Source organism: Rhodococcus coprophilus NBRC 100603, assembly GCF_001895045.1.
In the GTDB taxonomy this organism is placed as follows: domain Bacteria; phylum Actinomycetota; class Actinomycetes; order Mycobacteriales; family Mycobacteriaceae; genus Rhodococcus; species Rhodococcus coprophilus.
Map to the genome: position 1 here is coordinate 217,476 of NZ_BDAM01000008.1, position 19,156 is coordinate 236,631.

Here is a 19,156-nt window from a genome sequence, read left to right on the forward strand (position 1 = left end):
CCGCCGCTGTGATGCGACACACGGGCGGTCAAGGTCGGGCGTAGGCGACGTCAACGTGGAAGCGCTCGAATCCCAGCTTGCCGTAGGTGTTGAGTGCGGCGGTGTTGTCGCCTTCGACGTACAGCAACACGGTGCGGAGACCCCGGTCGCGGAGATGATGCAGTCCGGCCAGGGTGAGCAGCCGGCCCAGTCCCCGGCCCTGTGCGGACGGGTCGATGCCGACGACGTAGACCTCGCCCAGCGCGTCGTCCGTCTCGGTGGCCGGATGCACCTTGGTCCAGTGGAAGCCCAGAAGGACGTCGGGCTCGGCGGCGTCGAACGCGAGGAACAGACCTTCGGGATCGAACCACGCCTCGGCGCGCCGTTCCTCGACATCTACTTCGGCCCAGCGTCCTTGCTCGGGATGCCATGCGAAGGCTGCTGCGTTGACCCGGAGAAGTTCCGCGTCGTCGCTCGGCCCGCGATAGGTGCGCAGCACGATCGAGTCGGGTACCTCGACGGCGGGAAGTGCGGGAACGTCCAGGGGGCGGCGCAGTTGCAGTAGTTCGCGTACCCCCGTCAATCCGAGTCGGTGCGCTACCGCGCGGGCGGCCGGGAGATCCCCGTGGGCCCAGACCCGGGCGCCGTCACCGCCGGCTGTCAGCGCGGCCTCGACCAGTTCGCCCCCGAGGCCCCGACCCCGGTGTCCGGGATCGACCACCACTTCGGCCATCGCGGGATGCTCGTCGTGCCCTGGCACGAGATTGGCGTATCCGACGACTACATCGTCGGAGACCTCGACGAGGTGCAGGGCGTCGCCGTCGCGGGTGAGCGAATGAATCACTTGTTCCGAGACCGGTGCGGTCCCGTCCACGGCGTCGGCTCGGCCGATGAGGTCGCGCACCGCCTGCGCTCGTTCGGAGGACGGACGACCGGAGAACTCGGAGACGATGCTCATTCGGCGAATTCTGCCTCGGCCTCTTCCGTTTCCACAGCCATACCCCCGCCTTTGTTGCGGGACGACGGTCGAACAGCCTTGTAACCGACGTTCCGCACCGTGCCGATCAGGGATTCGTACTCGGGCCCGAGCTTCGCGCGCAGTCGCCGGACATGCACGTCGACCGTGCGAGTGCCACCGAAGAAGTCGTAACCCCACACCTCCTGAAGGAGTTGCGCGCGGGTGAACACGCGGCCCGCGTGCTGAGCGAGGTACTTGAGTAGCTCGAATTCCTTGTAGGTGAGGTCGAGGGGACGGCCGCGCAACCGGGCGGTGTAGGTGCCTTCGTCGATCGACAGCTCGCCGAGCGTGATCTTGCCCGAGCTCTCGGTGCTGACGAGGCCGCCTGCCCGCCCGACGAGGAGACGCAACCGCGCATCCAGCTCGGCGGGGCCGGTGGTCGTCAGCAAGATGTCGTCGAGGCCCCATTCGGGATTTACTGCGACGAGCCCACCCTCGGTGAGCACCGCGATAACCGGAATTGCCGACCCTGTACTGCCCAGTAGACGACACAGTCCACGTGCTGCCGCGAGGTCGCTGCGGGCGTCGACGATCGCGATATCGGCAGAACTGGCCTCGAGCAGCGACGATACCTCCGTCGGGGCCGGCCGGACCGAGTGTGCCAGCAATGCCAGCGCCGGCAGGACTGCGTCCGGGTTCGGGTCGGAGGTCAGAAGGAGAAGCTCCACTGGGCCTCCAGTTCCTCGCGCTACCAGCGCGGATCAGGTGCGTAAACGACGTGCTACAGATTAACGCCCTATTTGTTACCGACATGTAAGCAGGACGTCGCAGGTAGAGCGATTCCCACATTCCGGACACGCTGCTCATGGGCGCGGGCGGCAAACCCGGGGCTTCGTCGGCCACAATGGTGGGCGTGCGCAAACTGATCTTCGGTCTCGTGGTCCTGCTCGGAGTCGCCGTTCTCACCGACTTCGGCGCGGCAGCGTGGTCCGAGTACCGCGTCTCCCGCGCGCTGCGCGAGGGCGGTGTACTCGAGTCCGATCCCGCGGTCACCATCCACGGTTTCCCGTTCCTCCTGCAGGCCCGCAACGGCCACTACGAGAACGTCGAAATCGTCGCCGACGGTGTCCACACCGACATGCTCGGGGACATCACCGTCGAAGCGAACCTCATCGGGGCGCATGCCGCCGCGGGCGAATTGCTCGACGGGTCGATCCGCACCGTGCCGGTGGACCTGCTGTACGGCCGCGTCATGATCGACGCGACCGAACTCGGGCAGCTTTACAACATCCCTGACCTGCAGATTTCTGCTCCCCCGGAGAGCAAGTCCGACGGAACGGGCGGGTCGGGAGGGTCCGGCCCGACGACGGCCGGTGGCGTCGTGCTCACCGGCACCGTGCCGATCGGGCCCGAGCCTGCGACGGTGAGCGTGCAGGCCGACCTGGTCCTCGACGGAGACCGCGTGCACATCGTGGCGTCGGACCTGTATTTCGGCCGGGAAGGACGCGCGGACTTCACCGTGCCCGACGCGCTGAAGCCGGTCGTGCTCGGCCTGTTCACCACGACGATCGAACCGCAGGATCTTCCGTTCGGCGTCAAGCCGACATTCGTGGAGGCACGCGGGTCGCGCATCGTCATCGAAGGCGAGGCCCACGACACCGTCATCGATCTCACCGAGGTACAGACCGCGCCATGACCGCACTCGCAGTACTGGTCCTAGTGATCGTGGCCACACTTGCCGTCGGGGTGACGATGCGCACACGATCCGGCAAGGTCCGTGCGACGGCGTCGGACGATTCCGCGCGCGGCGTCGACCCCGCCCTCACGGCGGTCGGGGTCGGCAACGGCGTACCCGTGATCCTGCATTTCTCCGCTCCCTGGTGCGGACCGTGCGCGTCGGTGCGACGCGTGGTCGCCCGGGTTCTCGAAGACCGGCCCGACGGCGCGCTCGACGTCGAGCTCGACCTGGACGACAATCCCGTTCCCGCAAGACAACTCGGTGTGATGTCGTTGCCGACGACGTTCGTGTTCGACGCTGCCGGGCGCGAGCGTTATCGCGTGTCGGGGGTGCCCGAAGTCGCCGACCTCCGCACCGCCCTCGCAGCGCTGTAGACCCGCTGGTCCTATTTCCCCGAATCTTCGGTTAAACTCCTCGCGTGCCCACACGCCAGGAGCTGATGCTCACACGACGCCGCGCAGTCGATCTGTGCCGCCTCGGCGCGTGTTGTTGTACCTGCTGCTGACCTGTAGCTACTGACCCCGCACCAGCGACCTCCGTTCCGTCGATCGACGGACCCCGTCCCGCCCGGTCACTGCTGCCGTCGTCACCGATGCGATTCCCCGCGGTCGTTCGCCTTTTCGGCGAACCCGAATTCCGCTCGACAATCTCGGATCACAGCAGGAGCACTCTCATGTCCGTTCCCGATTCCACCCGTACCGGTCACCAGGTCGACGTCCGCGGTCCACGCTTCGCCGCGTGGGTCACCACCGCCGTGCTGACCGTGGTGCTGCTCGTCGCGACCGCCTCGGACACCGTCGCGGGCATCGTGCTCGGTGTGCAGGCCGTCGTCTTCGCGCTCGGTGCAGCGTTCGGTCCGCGGCGCAGCCCCTACGGAGCAGTGTTCGCCCGCCTCGTCGCACCCCGCCTGAGTGCACCCACCGACGTCGAACCCGTTGCACCCCTGCGTTTTGCGCAGTTGGTCGGGTTCGTTTTCGCGGCGATCGGCACCGTCGCCTTTCTTCTCGGAGCCGGAACGGTCGGGATCGTGGCCACCGGTTTCGCGCTGTTCGCGGCTCTCCTGAACGCCGCCTTCGGATTCTGCCTCGGTTGCCAGATCTACCCGCTGGTCGCCCGGTTGCGTCCGATCGCCGCCTGATTCTCTTCACCGGCTTCACCCACTTCACGTACCACCACCGAAAGGACTATCCATGGCTCGCTCCGACGTCCTGGTCTCCGCCGACTGGGCAGAGCAGAACCTTCATGCACCGAAGACGGTGTTCATCGAGGTCGACGAGGACACCAGCGCCTACGACGGCGGCCATATCGAAGGCGCCATCCGGCTCGACTGGCGCAAGGATCTGCAGGACGGGATCCGCCGCGACTTCCTGAACCAGGAACAGTTCTCGGCGCTGCTGTCCGCCAGGGGTGTCGCCAACGACGACACCGTCGTGCTCTACGGCGGCAACAACAACTGGTTCGCCGCGTACGCGTACTGGTACTTCAAGCTGTACGGCCACCAGGACATCAAGCTGATCGACGGCGGTCGCAAGAAGTGGGAACTCGACGGCCGTCCGCTGTCGAAGGACGAGGTCACCCGCCCCACCACCGAGTACAAGGCGCAGGCGCCCGACAACTCGATCCGCGCCTTCCGCGACGAGGTCATCGCCGCGATCGGCACCAAGAATCTCGTCGACGTGCGGTCGCCCGACGAGTTCGCCGGCAAGATCCTCGCCCCGGCACATCTTCCGCAGGAGCAGGCGCAGCAGCGTGGCCACGTGCCCGGCGCCGTCAACATCCCGTGGAGCACCACCGCCAACGAGGACGGCACCTTCAAGTCCGACGAACAACTCACTGCGCTCTACGCGGAGAAGGGATTCGACGACAGCAGGGAAACCATCGCCTACTGCCGGATCGGCGAGCGCTCGAGCCACACCTGGTTCGTGTTGCAGGAGATCCTCGGCAAGCAGAACGTCAAGAACTACGACGGCAGCTGGGTGGAGTACGGCTCGCTCGTCGGCGCACCGATCGAGTTGGGAGCATAAATATGTGCGGAGCACCTGTTCAGAGCCAGAACCTGCCTGCGGGCGTGGATGTCGAGAAGGAAACGGTCATCACCGGTCGCGTCCTCGACGCCTCCGGTGAGCCCGTCGGTGGCGCGTTCGTGCGTCTGCTCGACGGCACCGACGAATTCACTGCCGAGGTCGTCGCCTCCGCTACCGGCGACTTCCGCTTCTTCGCCGCACCCGGGGACTGGAAGATCCGCGCGCTGTCGAGCACCGGCAACGGCACCTCGACCGTGAGCCCGACCGCTCCCGGCGTGCACAACGTCGACGTGACGGTCGCCAAGTAGCGCGTCCGGCACGAGCCACGAAGGGCCTCGCTCCCCGATCGCCGGGAGCGGGGCCCTTTGTCGTGGAGCGGAGGGCGTGCAGTCTAGAATGGCGCCGTGGTCATCTTCTTCGAAGTTTTGCTGGTCCTGGCAGCGGTGCTCATCACCTGGTTCGCGCTGTACACCATCTATCGCCTGGTCTCCGACGGGTCATGACGGACCAGTCGGACGGCGGCACTCGGCGTAGCGGCGACGAGGCGATTGCGCGCGCAGCAGAGCGGGCGCAGGTCACCTCCGAGCTGAACATCCCCGTCCTGTCGGGTCTGCCCGGCGCCGACGACACCGCGAATCTGCGGCACGGCGCCGATCTGAACCCTGCCCTGCTCGCGCTCCTCCCGCTGGTGGGCGTGTGGCGCGGCGAGGGTGAGGCACACGACCCGGAGACCGCCACCGACTATCCGTTCGGGCAGCAGATCGTCGTCGCGCACAACGGCGGCGACTATCTCGTATGGGAAGCCCGCTCGTGGCGTCTCGACGAGAACGGCGAATTCGTCGCCGAGGATCGCCGGGAGAGCGGGTTCTGGCGCGTCGCCGGCACCGGTGGCCCCGACAGCGACGATCCCGAAACCCTCGAGTTGCTGCTCACCCACAGTTCCGGTGTCGTCGAGTTGTACTACGGCACGGCGCTGACCCAGTCGTCCTGGGAGCTCGCCACCGACGTGGTCATTCGCACCCGTTCCGGTGAAGTCGTGGGTGGCGCGAAGCGCCTGTACGGCATCGTCGAGGGCGGCGACCTCGCCTACGTCGAGGAACGAGTCACCCCGGACGGCGACATGCGGCCGCGCATGTCTGCGCGGCTCGCCCGCCACGTCGGCTAACGAGCCGACTCCACTTCCTCGCCCGCGCGGATCTCCGCCCCGGGCGCCGATCCGTTGCCTGCGCCCGCCGAGGAGCTTTCACGCTCGTCTCGTCCGCCGTCGTCTCCGTCGGTCTCGTCCGGAATCGCACGTGTCACGACCACGACTTCCGGCGCCGGTCGGCTTTCGGCAGCCTCGAGGTCTTCGGCGGTGTTCACTTCGGTCCACTGCCGAGTTACCGGCTCGGGAAGCTCCCCGAGGTCCTCACGGATACCGCGCACCAGGCTGTACATCATCACGAAGCCCATCACGAAGAAGGGCAGACCGACCACGGTGATCACCTGCTGTAACGCGTCCAGACCGTCTTTGCCGGTCGCGACGAGCATGGTGGCAGCGACCAGGCCCATGAGCGCGGCCCAGAACAGACGCTGATGGATCGGGGCCTTCTCTTCTTTGCCTCCGGCCATCATGTCCAGCACCATGGCGGTGGAATCGACCGAGGTGACGAAGAAGATCACCACGAGCACGATCGCGAGTCCCGACACCAGGCCCGCGAGCGGGAAGTTGCCCAGGAACTCGAACAGCGCGCCGGGAATGTCGCCGGAGTCGACGACCCGTTCGACGAGTCCACCCTCGCCCTGAAGCTCGATGTGGAACGCGCCCATGCCGAAGATGCTGAACCAGACGACGGAGAAGAGCACCGGCAGAGCCAGCACACCCGCGACGAATTCCCGCACGGTCCGGCCACGGGAGATACGGGCGATGAAGATACCCACGAACGGCGACCAGGTGATGGTCCAGGCCCAGTAGAACACCGTCCAGGTGTTCTGCCAGCCGGAGTCGGCGAACGTGTCGTTCCAGAATGCAAGACTCGGAAGAGCTTCGGCGTAGATGCCGACCGACTCGATCATCCCTTTGAGCAGGAACAGGCTCGGGCCGGTGACGAGAACGAAGGCCAGCAACATCATCGCCATGCCGATGTTGAGGTTCGACAGCCGCTTGATGCCCTTGTCGAGTCCGAGAGCCACCGAGATGCCCGCCATGACGGTGACGACGGCGATGAGGGCGATCTGGATGATGCCGGATTCCTCGAGACCGAAGAGCTGCGCCAGGCCGGCGTTGATCTGCAACGTGCCGAGCCCGACCGACGTCGCGACGCCGAAGATCGTGCCGACGATCGCGACCACGTCGATCGTCTTGCCGATCGGTCCGTAGATGCGCCCGCCGAGTACCGGCGCGAAGATCGAGCTGACACGGGGTGGGAGCTTGCGCTTGTAGATGAAGTAGCCGAAGCACAGGCCGGGCAGGGCGAAGATCGCCCACGTGTGGAATCCGAAGTGGTAGAGCGTGAAGCCCATCGCCTCGCGGGCGGCCGCTTCGGACTCCGGAGCTGCCTCCTGAAGCGGGGGGTTCGCGAAGTGGGAGATGGGTTCTGCAACGCCCCAGAACATCAGGATCGAGCCGATCCCTGCCGCGAAGAGCATCGAGAACCACGCGAGCGTGGAGTGCTCGGGACGTTCCTCGTCACCACCCAGCCGGACGCGCCCGTAGTGCGTCAGCGCGATGACCACCAAGAAGATCAGGAACGTGGTGACGCCCAGGATGTAGAACCATCCGAGGTTGGTCATGATCCAACCGGAAGCGGTGCTGAACACGTCGTCGACCGTGGTGGTGAAGGCAACCGTGACCACGACGAACAGCAGAGATATCAGCGCGGAAGTGAAGAAGACACCCGGTGAGGTGCGAAGACGCAGTGCGTCATGGGCTTTTGTCAGGATCGGCACGTCAGGGGTTACCCCCGATTAGTCCGAATCTACACATGCGACGCTCGTCACCACCGCGACTGCGCCCCGGCGTCACCTGCGATGCGGGGAACTCAGCGGCACGCGGGCTCGCACCGACCCGGTCACGCCGCCATCGTCGGTGCGATCGCCTCCATCTGTTCGAGCACCAACTTGATTGCCCCGGTCTGCTTGTCCGGCGGGTACTTGTAACGCGTCAGCAGTCGCTTCACCTGTGACCGCAACTTCGCTTTGACGTCCTCGCGCACCTTCCAGTCGGTCTTGACGTCACGCCGCATGACGCCGACGAGTTCGCGCGCGATCTGGGCGAGAGTGTCCTCCCCCATCCCGTCCAGTGCCGATTCGTTCTGAGAGACAGCGTCGTAGAAGGACAATTCGTGATCGCCGAGAGGAGGATCGAAGCGTTGCCCACGCTGCGACTCGGCCTGCACTTCTTTGGCAACCTCGACGAGCGCTGCGATCACCTCGGCCGAAGTGAGTTGACTGTTGGTGTACTTGATCATCAGTTCCTGCAGTTTCTGTGAGAACGCCCGCTGACGAACCAGGTTGTGGCGTGCCACCTTGCGGGATTCCTCAGAGACCAGTTTACGCAGCGCCTCGATCGCCAGGACGGGGTTCTTCGCCTGCACGGCGCGATCGAGGAAGTCGGCATTGAGATCGGCGAGCGACGGCTTCGGCATACCTGCCGCGTCGTAGATGTCCAGTACCTCACCGGATTCCACCGATGCAGCCATGAGTGCGCGGAGAGCACGCTTGACATCCTCGGGCACCGCGGCGCCACTCGCCTGCCTGTCTGCGGCGTCGAACTTGGCCATGTACACGCGCACTTCTTCGAAGAAGCGCGCATCGGCCGCAAGTGGGCGGACCTCCTCGTGTGTACCGCAGATGGCCCACACGCGCGACAACTGTGACGCGTTCTCCCGGTATCGGGTTGCGAGCGTCTTCTGCCCTTCGCCGACCTTGTTCTCGGGGTTCTTCGGATCGCGAAGGTAGGCAACGGTTGCCAGCACCGCGTCCAGCCATCCGCGTGGCCCCGGTGCCCGGCGGCGTTCGCGCCAGTCGAAACCGTGAAGCATGTTGCCCAGGACCGTCATGAGGTTCTTGACAGCGTCCACCGCTTCTTCGACAGGCCGGCCGAGAGGTTTGGTGGTGCGGTCCGACGCGGTGTACTCGGCCAGTGCATCCGCAAGATTGTCGGCGACCGGCGCGTAGGCGACGAGCAGACCGTCACTCTTGCCGCGGAAGGTGCGATTGACGCGGGCAAGCGTCTGCATCAGCAACGCACCTTTGAGTGGACGGTCGAGATACAGCGTGTGAAGCGGGGGTGCGTCGAAACCGGTGAGCATCATGTCCTTGACGATCACCAGTTCGAGTTCGTCGTCGATGTCCTTGAGCCGCTTCTTGATTGCTGCGTTCTCGGAGTCGCGTCGCACATGATTGCTGACCGGCGGCCGGTCACTGGCGTCACCGGAATACACCACCTTGATGCGGCCGGCGGAAAGATCGTCGGAATGCCAGTCGGGGCGAAGCTTGGTGATCTCGCCGTAGAGATTGGCGCAGATCTCCCGTGTCGCGCAGACGATCATCGCTTTTCCGGGTGCAGTCGGGTTCTCCTCCGACCCCACGAACTTCGCCATCTGGGAGCGGCGATTCTCCCAGTGCGCGACGAGATCCTCCGCGAGCATCTGCAGCCTGGCCGGCGTGCCGTACACGGCGTTGATGACCGCCACGGACTTTTCGATGCGGGTGCGTTCGGTGTCGTCGAGACCGGCCGTGAGTTCGTCGGCCGACGCGTCGATCTGCTCCTCGGTGATCTCTCCCGCGAACGCCACCTTCACGAGACGGCTCTCGAAATGGACGGGCACGGTCGCTCCGTCGTCCACGGCGCGGGTGAGGTCGTAGATGTCGATGTAGTCACCGAACACGGCTCGCGTGTTGCGGTCCTCGAACGAGATCGGTGTTCCGGTGAAGGCGATGAGGGTGGCGTGCGGAAGCGCGTCGCGCAGGTGGCGCGCGTATCCGTCGAGATCGTCGTAGTGGCTGCGGTGCGCTTCGTCGACGACCACGATGATGTTGCGTCGTGCGGACAACTCGGGGTGGCTGAGCCCCGCTTCGCGTTCGTCGCGACTCTTCCCGAACTTCTGGAGGGTCGTGAAGTAGATGCCACCGGTGGTACGTCCGGAGAGTTCCTGGCGGAGTTCTTCTCGTCGGCGAATCTGTTTGGGCTGCTCGGGAAGCAGCTGCGAGCGGGCGAAGGTTTCGTAGAGTTGGCCGTCGAGTTCGTTGCGGTCCGTGATCACAACGATTGTCGGATTGGCGAGCGCTGGATGGCGGATCACCTGATTCGCATAGAGCTCCATCTCCATCGACTTTCCGGAGCCCTGCGTATGCCACACGACCCCGGCCTTGCCTCCGGAGCCCACGGCGACCACCGTGGATCCCACCGCTTTGGCAACGGCGAAGTACTGGTGCGGTTTGGCAATTCGCTTGACGAGGCCGTTCTCGCTCTCGTCGAACGCGGTGTAGTTGCGGAGAAGTTGCAGAAACCGCTCCTGGTTGAACAACCCGTACAGTGCGGTGTCGAGGGGATGGTGCTCGCCGCTGGGTTCGACGGGAGCACCGTCGTCGTCGACGTTCCATGGTGAGAAATGCTCGAAGGGCGTGAACGGGGTGCCGTAGGACGCGGTGATCCCGTCCGACACCAACGCCATCACTGCGTATCGGAAGGCCAGAGGAAATTCGCGCAGGTAGGTCTGGAGCTGGGCATGGGCGTCGGTGAGGCTCGCGTACTGGCTGCCTGCGTTCTTCAGTTCCACGACGGCGACCGGCATACCGTTCATGTACAACACGAGATCGAAGCGACGCTCGTAGTCGCTGCGGATCACGGTGACCTGGTTGGCGACGAACCAGTCGTTGTCGTCGGGCTCGACGGAAACGAGCCGGATGGTGGGGGTGACCTCGACGCCCGCGTCGTCGGTGTAGGAGATCTTGCGTAAACCTTCGGTCAGGTACTCGTGGACGGTCCGGTTCTCCGCGATGGCGTCGGTCGACCCGGCAGTCGCCACGAGTGCGACCGCATCGTCGACAGCGCCGGCAGGCAGTTTCGGATTCAGATTCACGATGGCCGCGCGCAAGCGTGAAGGGATGAGGAGATCGTCCCACGACGTGCGCTCACCCGAGCCGGGTGCGATCTCCGCACCGGGGATGTATCGCCATCCGAGCTCGCCCAACGTATCGAGGGCCATCTGCTCCCACGCCGATTCGGTGAGGCGGCCGGGGAATTCCAAAACGTCTGCCATGCACACAACTTAGAAGCTCCGGTGAGCGGGAGCGAGAGCATTTTCGATAACAGGGGTTATCGACGAAGAAATGGTGACTGATACCCGGTCCGGCGCACGATTCGAGCGTTCCGATTACCGAGCAGGAGATCGCCGTGACCCTTCAGTTCCTCCCCGCGACCAGCACATCCGGCCGTCGCACCGACGACCACGGCCACGGCACCCGTTTCTGGCCGGGATTCTCGGTGGGCGTGTGCGCCGCGACGGTGACCGGGGCGCTCATCGCGACCGGTTCCCTCGTGGCAGATCGCGTAGCGAGCGTTCCCCTGTTCGAGATCGGAGGCACCGTCACCCTCGTCGACGGCTCCACCCACAGCGACACACCGGGATTCGAATGCGAAGGCGACCGCGGGTACGACGACATCTCGCCCGCCGCCGCCGTTCGTGTGACCGCGGAAACCGGAAAGTTGCTTGCGGAAGGGTCGCTCACCCGCAGTGTGCGCGAAGGCGACTTCTGCACATTCTTCTTCACCGTCCCCGACGTGCCGCGCGGCGCGACGTTCTACGACGTGGAGATCTCCTATCGCGGATCGATCTCGTTCGACGAGAACGAGGCCCGATCGGGAGTGCACCTCACTCTCGGCCGTTGATCCGCATTCCCCGCCTCACCTACGAAACGAGACCTGTCATGACCATGCCCAACCATCCCGACCCGCAGATTCAGCAGCCGGCCCCGCAGTACCCGATGCAGCCGGCCGGCGGGTTCGCGCCTCCCGAGCCGAAGAAGCGCAAGAAGTGGCCGTGGATCGTCGGCGCGTTCGTTGCACTGTTCGTCGTCACCTCCGTGGCGGGCGGTGGCAACGAGGACGAGCCGACCGCAACGGCGTCGCGCGGTGCGGATTCGGGCAACGCCGCGCCCCTGGCCGAGTCGCCTGCCGCCGATTCGGGCAACGCCGCGCCTCCGGTCGAACCGCCTGCCGCCGAGGAATCCTCGGCAACGATGAACATGCCGGTTCGCGACGGGAAGTTCGAATTCGTCGTGACCGGTGTCGAGGCCGGGCTGACGTCGCTCGGCGACAATCCGTTCCTCGCGGAGGACGCACAGGGTCAGTTCGTGATCGTCACGATGACGGTCAGCAACATCGCCGATGAGCCGAAGGGGCTGAGCCCGAGCAATCAGAAACTGATCGACGCGCAGGGCCGAAGCTTCAGCCCGGATACGGCTGCGGCACTGAACCTCGACTCGGATGTGACGTTCTGGGACGAGATAAATCCCGGTAACACCGTCACGATGCCGCTCGTGTTCGACATGCCCGTGGACGCCGTTCCCTCGGCGATCGAACTGCACGACTCCATGTTCTCCGGCGGCGTCACCGTCTCACTGCGCTAGTTCCACCCCGAACCGCTGGTGCGCCCGACGAGGGGCCGGGCGCACCAGCCTTTTCACCCGTCCTGGAAGGACCTTTTCGATGTCGAACGAGAATTCTCCGGCACCTGCCGGTTGGTATCCGAATCCTGCTGGAGGACAGCGCTACTGGGACGGCGCGTCCTGGCTTGCCCTGCCCGATCCCGACGACGACCAGGACCCCACTCCGAAGCGGAAGATCCCCACGAAGGCGATCGTGGCCACGCTCATCGTCCTGGCGCTCGCCGCGGTAGGCGGTACGGTGACCTGGAAGGTCAACCACGACGCACAGGTCGCCGCACAGGTTGCTGCAGCGGAAGAGGCTGCCGACCTGGAAGCGGAACGCATCGCAGCGGAGAAGGCCGAACAGGAACGCCAGGATTCCGCTGAGCGCGCGTCGCGGGCGCGGAGCGTGTCGGGCATCGAATCGAGCATCGAGGAGATGGCGACCGACCACATCGCCGACGGCATGTACGAGGGTCCGGTGCTGTCCGTGACCTGCTCACCGGTCAACGGCGGTTCCACCGACAACCTGAACGAAACCACCACTGTATTCGAATGTTTCGTGGGGACCGAGGACCTCGGTAACGGACGTATGCGCGGTCGCACGTACCACGCGACGATGAACTGGACCAGCGGCGAATACACGTACGGGTTCGGAGCGCCGTAACCCTCCCGCCGAGCACAACTAGAACGTTCGTTCGAGTTGACGGTATCCGGCACTCATGGGAATATCCCTCCACCGACCTTGAAAATAGGTCGACCCCGGCAGGTGCTACCAACACCGAACCGGGGTCTGGGCACACGACAGAAAGAGCTGTCATGCACCGTAGGGTGGATTCTATCCACACGCCCCATAGAGGCGTACACCAGCAACAGGCCCCGAGCGCGTTCTCCTGCGCCGGCCCTCATCTCGCCTGGCCACCAGGTTCGTCAGCGACGTCCTGACCTTCACGCCCCTCGATCCTGCTCCGGCAGGCGATCGAGGGGCTCGAAGCGTTTTCCCGTCTGCATCGGTGTGAGCAAGGGCCGTTTCGGCAACCACGGCACACCGGGTAGGCGTCGTCGCTCGTCTCCCACAGTCCGACGTCAGCGCATCGACGCTGCGGACCCGGGTGCCATTCCCGCGGTCCGAAACCGACTGGGCGCCAGTATCCCTCGTCTCCACAGCTGGTGGTGGAGCACCCGATCGTGAGGGTCGACACGAACGACCGGGTCCAGTACACGCCACACGTCGTTTCCGACGTGGGGCCAGAAGTGCTGGCCGAGACGGTCTATCGGGGTATGGCGACCGGGCAGCGTTGGGGAAGGGGCCGAAGGCAAGCTCAGGGACCCGTAGGGTCTCCATACGGTCGAGGGCAGCCGCCCGCAGGGCGCCCTACTTCTGACGTAGGCATCTCAGCGACAGCCTGCGAACTCGACTTCCTTGACGACCGACAGCAAAGCCTCACCCTCGCCGACCACCGCGCCCGCAGAAGGTTGCTGTCCGACGACGATCCAGTTGCGGTCCTGCACCTGCATCCGGCCTTCACCCGTCGCATCGACACTTCTCGAATAGAACACGCCCGCAGCCTGAATCGTGTCCTGCGCTGTTTGAAGATCCATGCACTCCACATCCGGCATGACGGCGCTGGTGCCCGCGGCCGCTGCGTTCGCCGTTGTTGTCGATACTGCCGCGGGCGCGGACGTCACGACCGGAACTGTGGCGGCAGCACTCGTCGCCGACGGGGCCGGAGTGGTCGAGCCCGGCGTAACTCGCGCGGAGGTCTGCGGCGTCGTCGTCGCGTCGTTCCCGGACGGCGCGTCGAGCCCATCCGAGATGTCGCCGATGATCCCGATGAGCACGAACGCCGCTGCGACCAACGCGGCGATCAAGACTCCACGTCGCATTTTCGGAGGTGGCGACGGCTCCGGCGGGGGTGCGAACGCGGCCGACCGGTCGCCGGCAAGGAACGCCTGATGGCCCGCTTCGGCACGTGCCGCGAGCGCAGCGCGATCTGCCTCGACGCGTGCATGCCGGTCGCGCAAGGGTTTACCGATGGCCAAGTAACCGAGCCCGACGAAGAACAGCAGCTGGATGAGCGACTCGGCGACGTTACCGTGGATGATCTCGACGATCGCGAGCCACAACGTGACACCGGCGAACAGCCCCGCGAGAACCCTCAGATAGGGGACGACGGGCTTCATTTGCATTCCTCCAACTCGTGCGCACTACGCGGTGCTAAGTGCCTGACGCCCACTAGTCGGATTCGAGCATTCGGTTGTTACACCCGGGCTCGGCAGAGCGGGGGTTGGTGTCGAACGAATCGTCGGGAGTGGTACCAGAACGCCGGGACGTCGAAGAAATGGTGGGTTATTGCCCGGCTACCGGGCAATAACCCACCATCTTTGCCAAAGCACTCGCTACAACACGTTTTCCACGACCCTCTCCGCGTCGCGCACGCGGAGTTCGCCGGACATCAGAGGTGGGAGGAGGGTATCGCGCATCGCGACGAGGCTCATCGATTCCGAATCCACAGATTCCTGTAGCTTAATGTGACCAGAGCAAACGACACATCCCGGGGGATTTGGACCTGCGTGCGAGGTCGAAATGCGTCCCACTATGGCCGCAGGGTGCGTGCCGATCATGATCGAGACTTCAAGGAGGTGCGATGTCGCTACAGACACACGCGCCGCGCGCGTGGGCGAATGCCGTGCTCGCGGACGGTGCGGCCTGCATCGTCCATGTGGAAACCAGCGGGCTGGACAGGTCTGTCGAGATACATCGATTTCGTCACGGGGTCGTCAATGCCCAGGGACAGTGCACCGCACAGTGAAGATCGACAAGATACGCCACAGATTGACGAACAATGGGCGCGGCGGCGGTGCATGTCAATATAGGGATACATCGCAGTAGTGGTCGTTGCGGGGTTCGACCACATGAAGCGTGGTGGTCGAACCCCGCTAGGCGTTCACCTTGTGCGTGACCAGGTCAGACCTTCGCGGAGCTCTGGTCGGTACTTCCCCTGTAGCAGGGATTCGTCCGAAGTCAGGACGGTGATCACATCACCTACCATCACTCCGATCGACGGCCACAACGCCTCGGATCCCCCCATGCTGGTGCTGAATTCACTGACGCAGCCATTCAGCTTGCCGTCACGAGTATCCACGACCAAAACAGCACCGGTGTTGTCTTCGGCAATCGGGATGAATTGCGGAAGAAAGCGATCCGCCGGTGATCCCGCTGGACGCTCGGCATCGGCTGCGGCTGGAGGGATCTCTGCGTCCTGTTCCTCTACGAACTCCTCCGCATCGAAGAACAACTGCTGGACCTCGAGTACGCGATCCAGACCCAACAGCTCGAATCCAGGGACCAATTGAAGTCCACCGCTTTGCTGCGTGAACAGCATCCGCACTTCGGGCGTCCACCGCGTTCCCGTCTCACCCTCCACTCTCGCAACGTCCTGCAGGGATGCACCACTGTCTATAGAGACATCTGCGACCAAGCCTCGCAACGTCTGCCACGCTGTTGCGAAATCCACAGACTCAGCCCTGCCTCGGGAAGACGCCTCAGCCCGCCACTTGACCAATCGTTCAGGTTGGCCCAACGGCCGCTGCTTCTGGGATTGACGATGCGCCCGCTCCAGGGCTGCCTGCTCTACCATCTCGTCGAGCGACAGCGATCCGTCGAGACCGATGATCCTGTAGTAGTCGTCCTCGTTGTCGAGCTGAAGAGTTGCATTGCTACCCAGGGTCCTGCCGAACTTCTCGGCCCAGGCCCGCGCACTGGCTAGGGCATCACCGATGAAATCCCGCAGTGTGCTTGGGGATGTGCTGCCCTCCAGTGTCACGAGTCGTTGTTGGGAAACACCTTCCTGGATGGTATTGATGGTGATCCGCCAGTTTGTTGTCACGTGGTCGAGTCTCCTCAGCCGGCTGGAGGTGTTCCGGTGGCCGGCGACACGTAGAATGGGTCGTCCTTCAGGACACGATTCCAATGGTAGAACCAGCGAACGGAAGACCCTCGTACCAGAACGCCGGGACGTCGAAGAAATGGTGGGTTATTGCCCGGCTACCGGGCAATAACCCACCATCTTTGCCAAAGCACTCGCTACAACACGTTCTCCACGACCCTCTCCGCATCGCGCACGCGGAGTTCGCCGGACATCAGAGGTGGGAGGAGGGTATCGCGCATCGCGACGAGGCTCATCGATTCCGAATCCACAGATTCCTGTAGCTTAAGCAATGGTTGAACATCCGATGTAAACCTCTCGATCTCGCGGATCGAAGGCATCAAGACCTTTCTCTTTAGAGCCTGCGATCGATTCAATCCCGGTACGGCCGAATCTGAATTGAAGTCTGCCCAGTCGAGTGATCGCAGGAGGTAATAGCAATACTCCAACGTCACCCGCTCAGAATTTGGTCGCACAAAGAATGTGGTATCGATGGGAAAACACGGCCCATTGGACCAGTGAACAGCACCAATGGTCCCCTTGCGTCCGACGATTACCGCCGGACCTTCCAACAAGGACTCATTGTGCGAACCAACGACGCCGCCGCTGCCATAGACAGCACTCAGTCCATGAACCCTCTGCGAGGCAGGAAGAGCCTTCCCATATTCGAGCGAAAGCACTTCACCCATAAGTTCCGCGGGTGAATTAACGTTATCAAGTCGTGCAAATAGAGACGTAGCCAATGCGTCAGCAGTTGTGGCCAACTTGCGGTTTGCGGCGATCTTATCGTCGAGGGCGCCGAGGACCTCGGCGATCGCGCACTGCGTTTCAAGCCCCGGCAGTGGCGGAAGTTCGAAGGCTCTAATGTCCGCGACGTTCAGATGCGCAACCGTCGAACCTGCTGCACGCTCCAGGACTCGCCTCTGCACTACCGGAGATCCAAGAAGGTAAAACAAGAAGGTCGAGTTTACGACTTCAGGATTCGGACGCATAAGAACTGTGCGCTGCCCTGGCGCCACATTCTCCTCAATCGGAATTCTCACGAGCGGTCCAACTGGAGCTTCGCGAGCGAAGAGTAAATCACCGTGGCGAGGCGCCAACCGACGGGTCCACTTCATGAATGTCTCTTTGGAAATTCGGCGAGCTTGAGAAAAGTCAATCACACCGTCTCGCATTGCGGGCGTCCCGACGGCAAAAAAGTCGCCGGATTCGTCGATCGGAGCAGTTCTATGCTCGCAGTCGACGATATAATCGCAGGCTTCGTACAGGGGCACCGACTCCTTCATCCCACCCTCCCCAACTGCTCACGCACAACAGCCTGGAGCCGGGTCGACTCGTCGAACTGCTCGAACAGTTCCTTCGTCAACCGCGCAATCTTCTCCTCGATCGGCTCGCCGTCATCTTCGATCGCAGCCGCACCGACGTAGCGACCAGGGGTCAGCGCATAATCAGCCTCCTTGATCTCGGCGAGGGTCGCCGAATAGCAGAACCCCGCCTCATTCGCGTACTCGGCGCCCTTCGCGGATTCCGTTCCCCGCCAGGCATGGAACGTGCCGGCGATCTTCGCGATGTCGTCGTCCGACAACGCCCGCTCCGCACGATCGACCATGTAGCCGAGGTTGCGGGCGTCGATGAACAGCACCTGCCCACGACGGTCGATCGAACCCTTCACGCCCGCCGACTTGTCTTTCGCGAAGAACCACGTGCACACCGGAATACCGGTGCTGCGGAACAACTGGGTCGGCAGTGCCACCATGCACGACACCAGATCGGCCTCGACCAACCGCGCGCGGATGTCGCCCTCACCACCGGAGTTCGACGACATCGTTCCGTTCGCCATCACCACACCGGCACTGCCCTTTTCGGCAAGCTTCGAGATGATGTGCTGAATCCACGCATAGTTGGCGTTGCCTACCGGCGGGACACCGTACTTCCAGCGCTTGTCGTCCTCCCGGCGCGTCCAGTCCTTGATGTTGAACGGCGGGTTGGCCATCACGTAGTCGGCCAGGAGGTCCGGGTGCTTGTCTTGGGAGAACGTGTCTTCCCAACGGTCACCGAGTTGCGCGTTGATGCCGTGGATCGCGAGGTTCATCTTCGCCATCCGCCACGTGCGCTCGTTGTGTTCCTGGCCGTAGACAGCAATATCCGTCGCGTTGCCACCGTGGTGTTCGATGAACTTCTCGGCCTGGACGAACATGCCGCCCGAGCCACAGCACGGGTCGTACACGCGTCCGTTGTACGGCTCGAGCATCTCCACCAGCACGCGCACAACACCTGCGGGAGTGTAGAACTCGCCACCGCGCTTACCCTCCGCGCGGGCGAACTTCTCCAGGAAGTATTCGTACACCTCCCCCAGGAGGTCCCGGGCTCGGCGTGCGCCGTCACCGGTGAACCGGGTGTCGTTGAACAGATCGAGCAGCTCGCCGAGACGGCGCTGATCAATGTTGTCCTTGTTGAACATCGTCGGCAACGTGCCGGCGAGGGTGGGGTTTTCGTCCATCAATCCGCGCATGGCGGCGTCGATCAGCTGGCCGATGGTTCGGAATTCGACCCCGGACGATTCCTGGATGCCCTTTGCGTTCTGCGCAAGGTACTCCCACCGGGCTTCCTCCGGCACCCAGAAGACGGTGGAACCGAGGTATTCGTCGCGGTCGTCGATGAGCGACGCGACACCTTCCTCATCCAGCCCGTCTGCGATCAACTCGGCTTCGAGTTGCCGGCGACGCTCGTCGAACGCGTCCGAGACGTACTTGAGGAACACCAACCCGAGGATGACGTCCTTGTACTGGGACGCATCCATGGAGCCGCGCAGTTTGTCGGCGGCCTTCCACAGCGTGTCCTTCAGTTCCTTCATGGTCGACGGTGCTGTGTCCGTCGCCCTCTTCCTCGGTGGCAT

At 63.9% G+C, this 19,156-nt stretch carries 19 protein-coding genes; 11 read left to right on the top strand and 8 right to left on the bottom strand.

What is annotated here, in order from left to right:
• Positions 1-28: 28 nt before the first annotated feature.
• Together mshD and RDCOP1_RS15030 are read right to left on the bottom strand one after the other, a co-directional pair.
• Complete coding sequence (gene mshD, locus RDCOP1_RS15025) at positions 29-937, bottom strand: mycothiol synthase (RefSeq protein ID WP_072701902.1); 909 nt, start codon at positions 935-937, stop codon at positions 29-31.
• Positions 934-1,665 (bottom strand): winged helix-turn-helix transcriptional regulator, encoded by a 732-nt coding sequence (locus RDCOP1_RS15030; RefSeq protein ID WP_072701904.1) that lies wholly within the window; start codon positions 1,663-1,665, stop codon positions 934-936. The genes mshD and RDCOP1_RS15030 overlap by 4 nt, the downstream gene beginning before the upstream one ends.
• Before the next feature lie 185 nt (positions 1,666-1,850).
• Here RDCOP1_RS15030 and RDCOP1_RS15035 point away from each other — a divergent pair, with 185 nt between their 5' ends.
• From RDCOP1_RS15035 to RDCOP1_RS15060, 7 genes are all read left to right on the top strand, one after another.
• Positions 1,851-2,633 (top strand): LmeA family phospholipid-binding protein, encoded by a 783-nt coding sequence (locus RDCOP1_RS15035; RefSeq protein WP_084722646.1) that lies wholly within the window; start codon positions 1,851-1,853, stop codon positions 2,631-2,633.
• Complete coding sequence (locus RDCOP1_RS15040) at positions 2,630-3,049, top strand: thioredoxin family protein (RefSeq protein ID WP_072701908.1); 420 nt, start codon at positions 2,630-2,632, stop codon at positions 3,047-3,049. Before RDCOP1_RS15035 ends, RDCOP1_RS15040 begins: the two co-directional genes overlap by 4 nt.
• A gap of 44 nt (positions 3,050-3,093) precedes the next feature.
• The gene (locus tag RDCOP1_RS22030) at positions 3,094-3,180 is read left to right on the top strand and encodes a putative leader peptide (RefSeq protein ID WP_358474330.1); all 87 of its coding nucleotides are present in this window, start codon (positions 3,094-3,096) and stop codon (positions 3,178-3,180) included.
• A 168-nt stretch (positions 3,181-3,348) separates the two neighbouring features.
• Positions 3,349-3,813, top strand: a complete 465-nt coding sequence (locus RDCOP1_RS15045; RefSeq protein WP_072702058.1) for a DUF4395 domain-containing protein — start codon at positions 3,349-3,351, stop codon at positions 3,811-3,813.
• A gap of 52 nt (positions 3,814-3,865) precedes the next feature.
• A complete protein-coding gene (locus RDCOP1_RS15050; RefSeq protein WP_072701910.1) occupies positions 3,866-4,699 on the top strand; it encodes a sulfurtransferase in 834 nt (277 codons plus the stop codon).
• A gap of 2 nt (positions 4,700-4,701) precedes the next feature.
• Positions 4,702-5,007, top strand: coding sequence for a DUF1416 domain-containing protein (locus tag RDCOP1_RS15055; RefSeq protein WP_072701912.1), 306 nt, complete (start codon positions 4,702-4,704; stop codon positions 5,005-5,007).
• A 191-nt stretch (positions 5,008-5,198) separates the two neighbouring features.
• Positions 5,199-5,864: a heme-binding beta-barrel domain-containing protein gene (locus tag RDCOP1_RS15060; RefSeq protein WP_072701914.1), complete on the top strand. Its 666-nt coding sequence runs from the start codon at positions 5,199-5,201 to the stop codon at positions 5,862-5,864.
• Here RDCOP1_RS15060 and RDCOP1_RS15065 read toward each other — a convergent pair.
• Together RDCOP1_RS15065 and RDCOP1_RS15070 are read right to left on the bottom strand one after the other, a co-directional pair.
• The gene (locus RDCOP1_RS15065; protein ID WP_072702060.1) at positions 5,861-7,621 is read right to left on the bottom strand and encodes a BCCT family transporter; all 1,761 of its coding nucleotides are present in this window, start codon (positions 7,619-7,621) and stop codon (positions 5,861-5,863) included. The genes RDCOP1_RS15060 and RDCOP1_RS15065 overlap by 4 nt on opposite strands.
• Positions 7,622-7,749: 128 nt before the next feature.
• Entirely contained in the window at positions 7,750-10,944 is a 3,195-nt protein-coding gene (locus RDCOP1_RS15070; protein ID WP_072701916.1) for a type I restriction endonuclease subunit R, read from the bottom strand.
• 134 nt (positions 10,945-11,078) lie between these two features.
• Between RDCOP1_RS15070 and RDCOP1_RS15075 the strand changes: the two genes are divergently transcribed.
• From RDCOP1_RS15075 to RDCOP1_RS15085, 3 genes are all read left to right on the top strand, one after another.
• Entirely contained in the window at positions 11,079-11,573 is a 495-nt protein-coding gene (locus RDCOP1_RS15075) for a hypothetical protein (protein WP_084722635.1), read from the top strand.
• A gap of 38 nt (positions 11,574-11,611) precedes the next feature.
• A complete protein-coding gene (locus RDCOP1_RS15080; RefSeq protein ID WP_231923003.1) occupies positions 11,612-12,313 on the top strand; it encodes a DUF4352 domain-containing protein in 702 nt (233 codons plus the stop codon).
• A 79-nt stretch (positions 12,314-12,392) separates the two neighbouring features.
• Positions 12,393-12,998 carry a DUF2510 domain-containing protein gene (locus RDCOP1_RS15085; protein WP_072701918.1) on the top strand — a complete coding sequence of 202 codons (606 nt, stop codon included), beginning with the start codon at positions 12,393-12,395 and terminating at the stop codon, positions 12,996-12,998.
• Between the two features lie 728 nt (positions 12,999-13,726).
• Here the strand turns inward: RDCOP1_RS15085 and RDCOP1_RS15090 are convergent.
• Positions 13,727-14,515: a PASTA domain-containing protein gene (locus RDCOP1_RS15090; protein ID WP_072701920.1), complete on the bottom strand. Its 789-nt coding sequence runs from the start codon at positions 14,513-14,515 to the stop codon at positions 13,727-13,729.
• Between the two features lie 464 nt (positions 14,516-14,979).
• On the opposite strand from RDCOP1_RS15090, the gene RDCOP1_RS21545 reads away from it, so the two are divergent.
• Positions 14,980-15,144, top strand: coding sequence for a hypothetical protein (locus RDCOP1_RS21545; RefSeq protein ID WP_169848905.1), 165 nt, complete (start codon positions 14,980-14,982; stop codon positions 15,142-15,144).
• Between the two features lie 135 nt (positions 15,145-15,279).
• On the opposite strand, the gene RDCOP1_RS15095 is transcribed toward RDCOP1_RS21545, so the two are convergent.
• From RDCOP1_RS15095 to RDCOP1_RS15105, 3 genes are all read right to left on the bottom strand, one after another.
• Positions 15,280-16,221 carry an SMI1/KNR4 family protein gene (locus tag RDCOP1_RS15095; protein ID WP_072701922.1) on the bottom strand — a complete coding sequence of 314 codons (942 nt, stop codon included), beginning with the start codon at positions 16,219-16,221 and terminating at the stop codon, positions 15,280-15,282.
• A gap of 197 nt (positions 16,222-16,418) precedes the next feature.
• Positions 16,419-17,546, bottom strand: a complete 1,128-nt coding sequence (locus RDCOP1_RS15100) for a restriction endonuclease subunit S (RefSeq protein WP_072701924.1) — start codon at positions 17,544-17,546, stop codon at positions 16,419-16,421.
• Positions 17,543-19,156 carry a class I SAM-dependent DNA methyltransferase gene (locus RDCOP1_RS15105; RefSeq protein WP_072702066.1) on the bottom strand — a complete coding sequence of 538 codons (1,614 nt, stop codon included), beginning with the start codon at positions 19,154-19,156 and terminating at the stop codon, positions 17,543-17,545. Before RDCOP1_RS15105 ends, RDCOP1_RS15100 begins: the two co-directional genes overlap by 4 nt.

Excerpts from the sequence above, each read along its gene's own strand:
- RDCOP1_RS21545 (WP_169848905.1), top strand. The coding sequence starts at position 14,980 with ATGTCGCTACAGACACACGCGCCGCGCGCGTGGGCGAATGCCGTGCTC.
- RDCOP1_RS15040 (WP_072701908.1), top strand. The coding sequence starts at position 2,630 with ATGACCGCACTCGCAGTACTGGTCCTAGTGATCGTGGCCACACTTGCC.
- RDCOP1_RS15050 (WP_072701910.1), top strand. The coding sequence starts at position 3,866 with ATGGCTCGCTCCGACGTCCTGGTCTCCGCCGACTGGGCAGAGCAGAAC.
- RDCOP1_RS15105 (WP_072702066.1), bottom strand. The coding sequence starts at position 19,156 with ATGCCACCGAGGAAGAGGGCGACGGACACAGCACCGTCGACCATGAAG.
- RDCOP1_RS15090 (WP_072701920.1), bottom strand. The coding sequence starts at position 14,515 with ATGAAGCCCGTCGTCCCCTATCTGAGGGTTCTCGCGGGGCTGTTCGCC.
- RDCOP1_RS15060 (WP_072701914.1), top strand. The coding sequence starts at position 5,199 with ATGACGGACCAGTCGGACGGCGGCACTCGGCGTAGCGGCGACGAGGCG.
- RDCOP1_RS15100 (WP_072701924.1), bottom strand. The coding sequence starts at position 17,546 with ATGAAGGAGTCGGTGCCCCTGTACGAAGCCTGCGATTATATCGTCGAC.
- RDCOP1_RS15070 (WP_072701916.1), bottom strand. The coding sequence starts at position 10,944 with ATGGCAGACGTTTTGGAATTCCCCGGCCGCCTCACCGAATCGGCGTGG.
- RDCOP1_RS15080 (WP_231923003.1), top strand. The coding sequence starts at position 11,612 with ATGACCATGCCCAACCATCCCGACCCGCAGATTCAGCAGCCGGCCCCG.
- mshD (WP_072701902.1), bottom strand. The coding sequence starts at position 937 with ATGAGCATCGTCTCCGAGTTCTCCGGTCGTCCGTCCTCCGAACGAGCG.
- RDCOP1_RS15045 (WP_072702058.1), top strand. The coding sequence starts at position 3,349 with ATGTCCGTTCCCGATTCCACCCGTACCGGTCACCAGGTCGACGTCCGC.
- RDCOP1_RS15085 (WP_072701918.1), top strand. The coding sequence starts at position 12,393 with ATGTCGAACGAGAATTCTCCGGCACCTGCCGGTTGGTATCCGAATCCT.
- RDCOP1_RS15055 (WP_072701912.1), top strand. The coding sequence starts at position 4,702 with ATGTGCGGAGCACCTGTTCAGAGCCAGAACCTGCCTGCGGGCGTGGAT.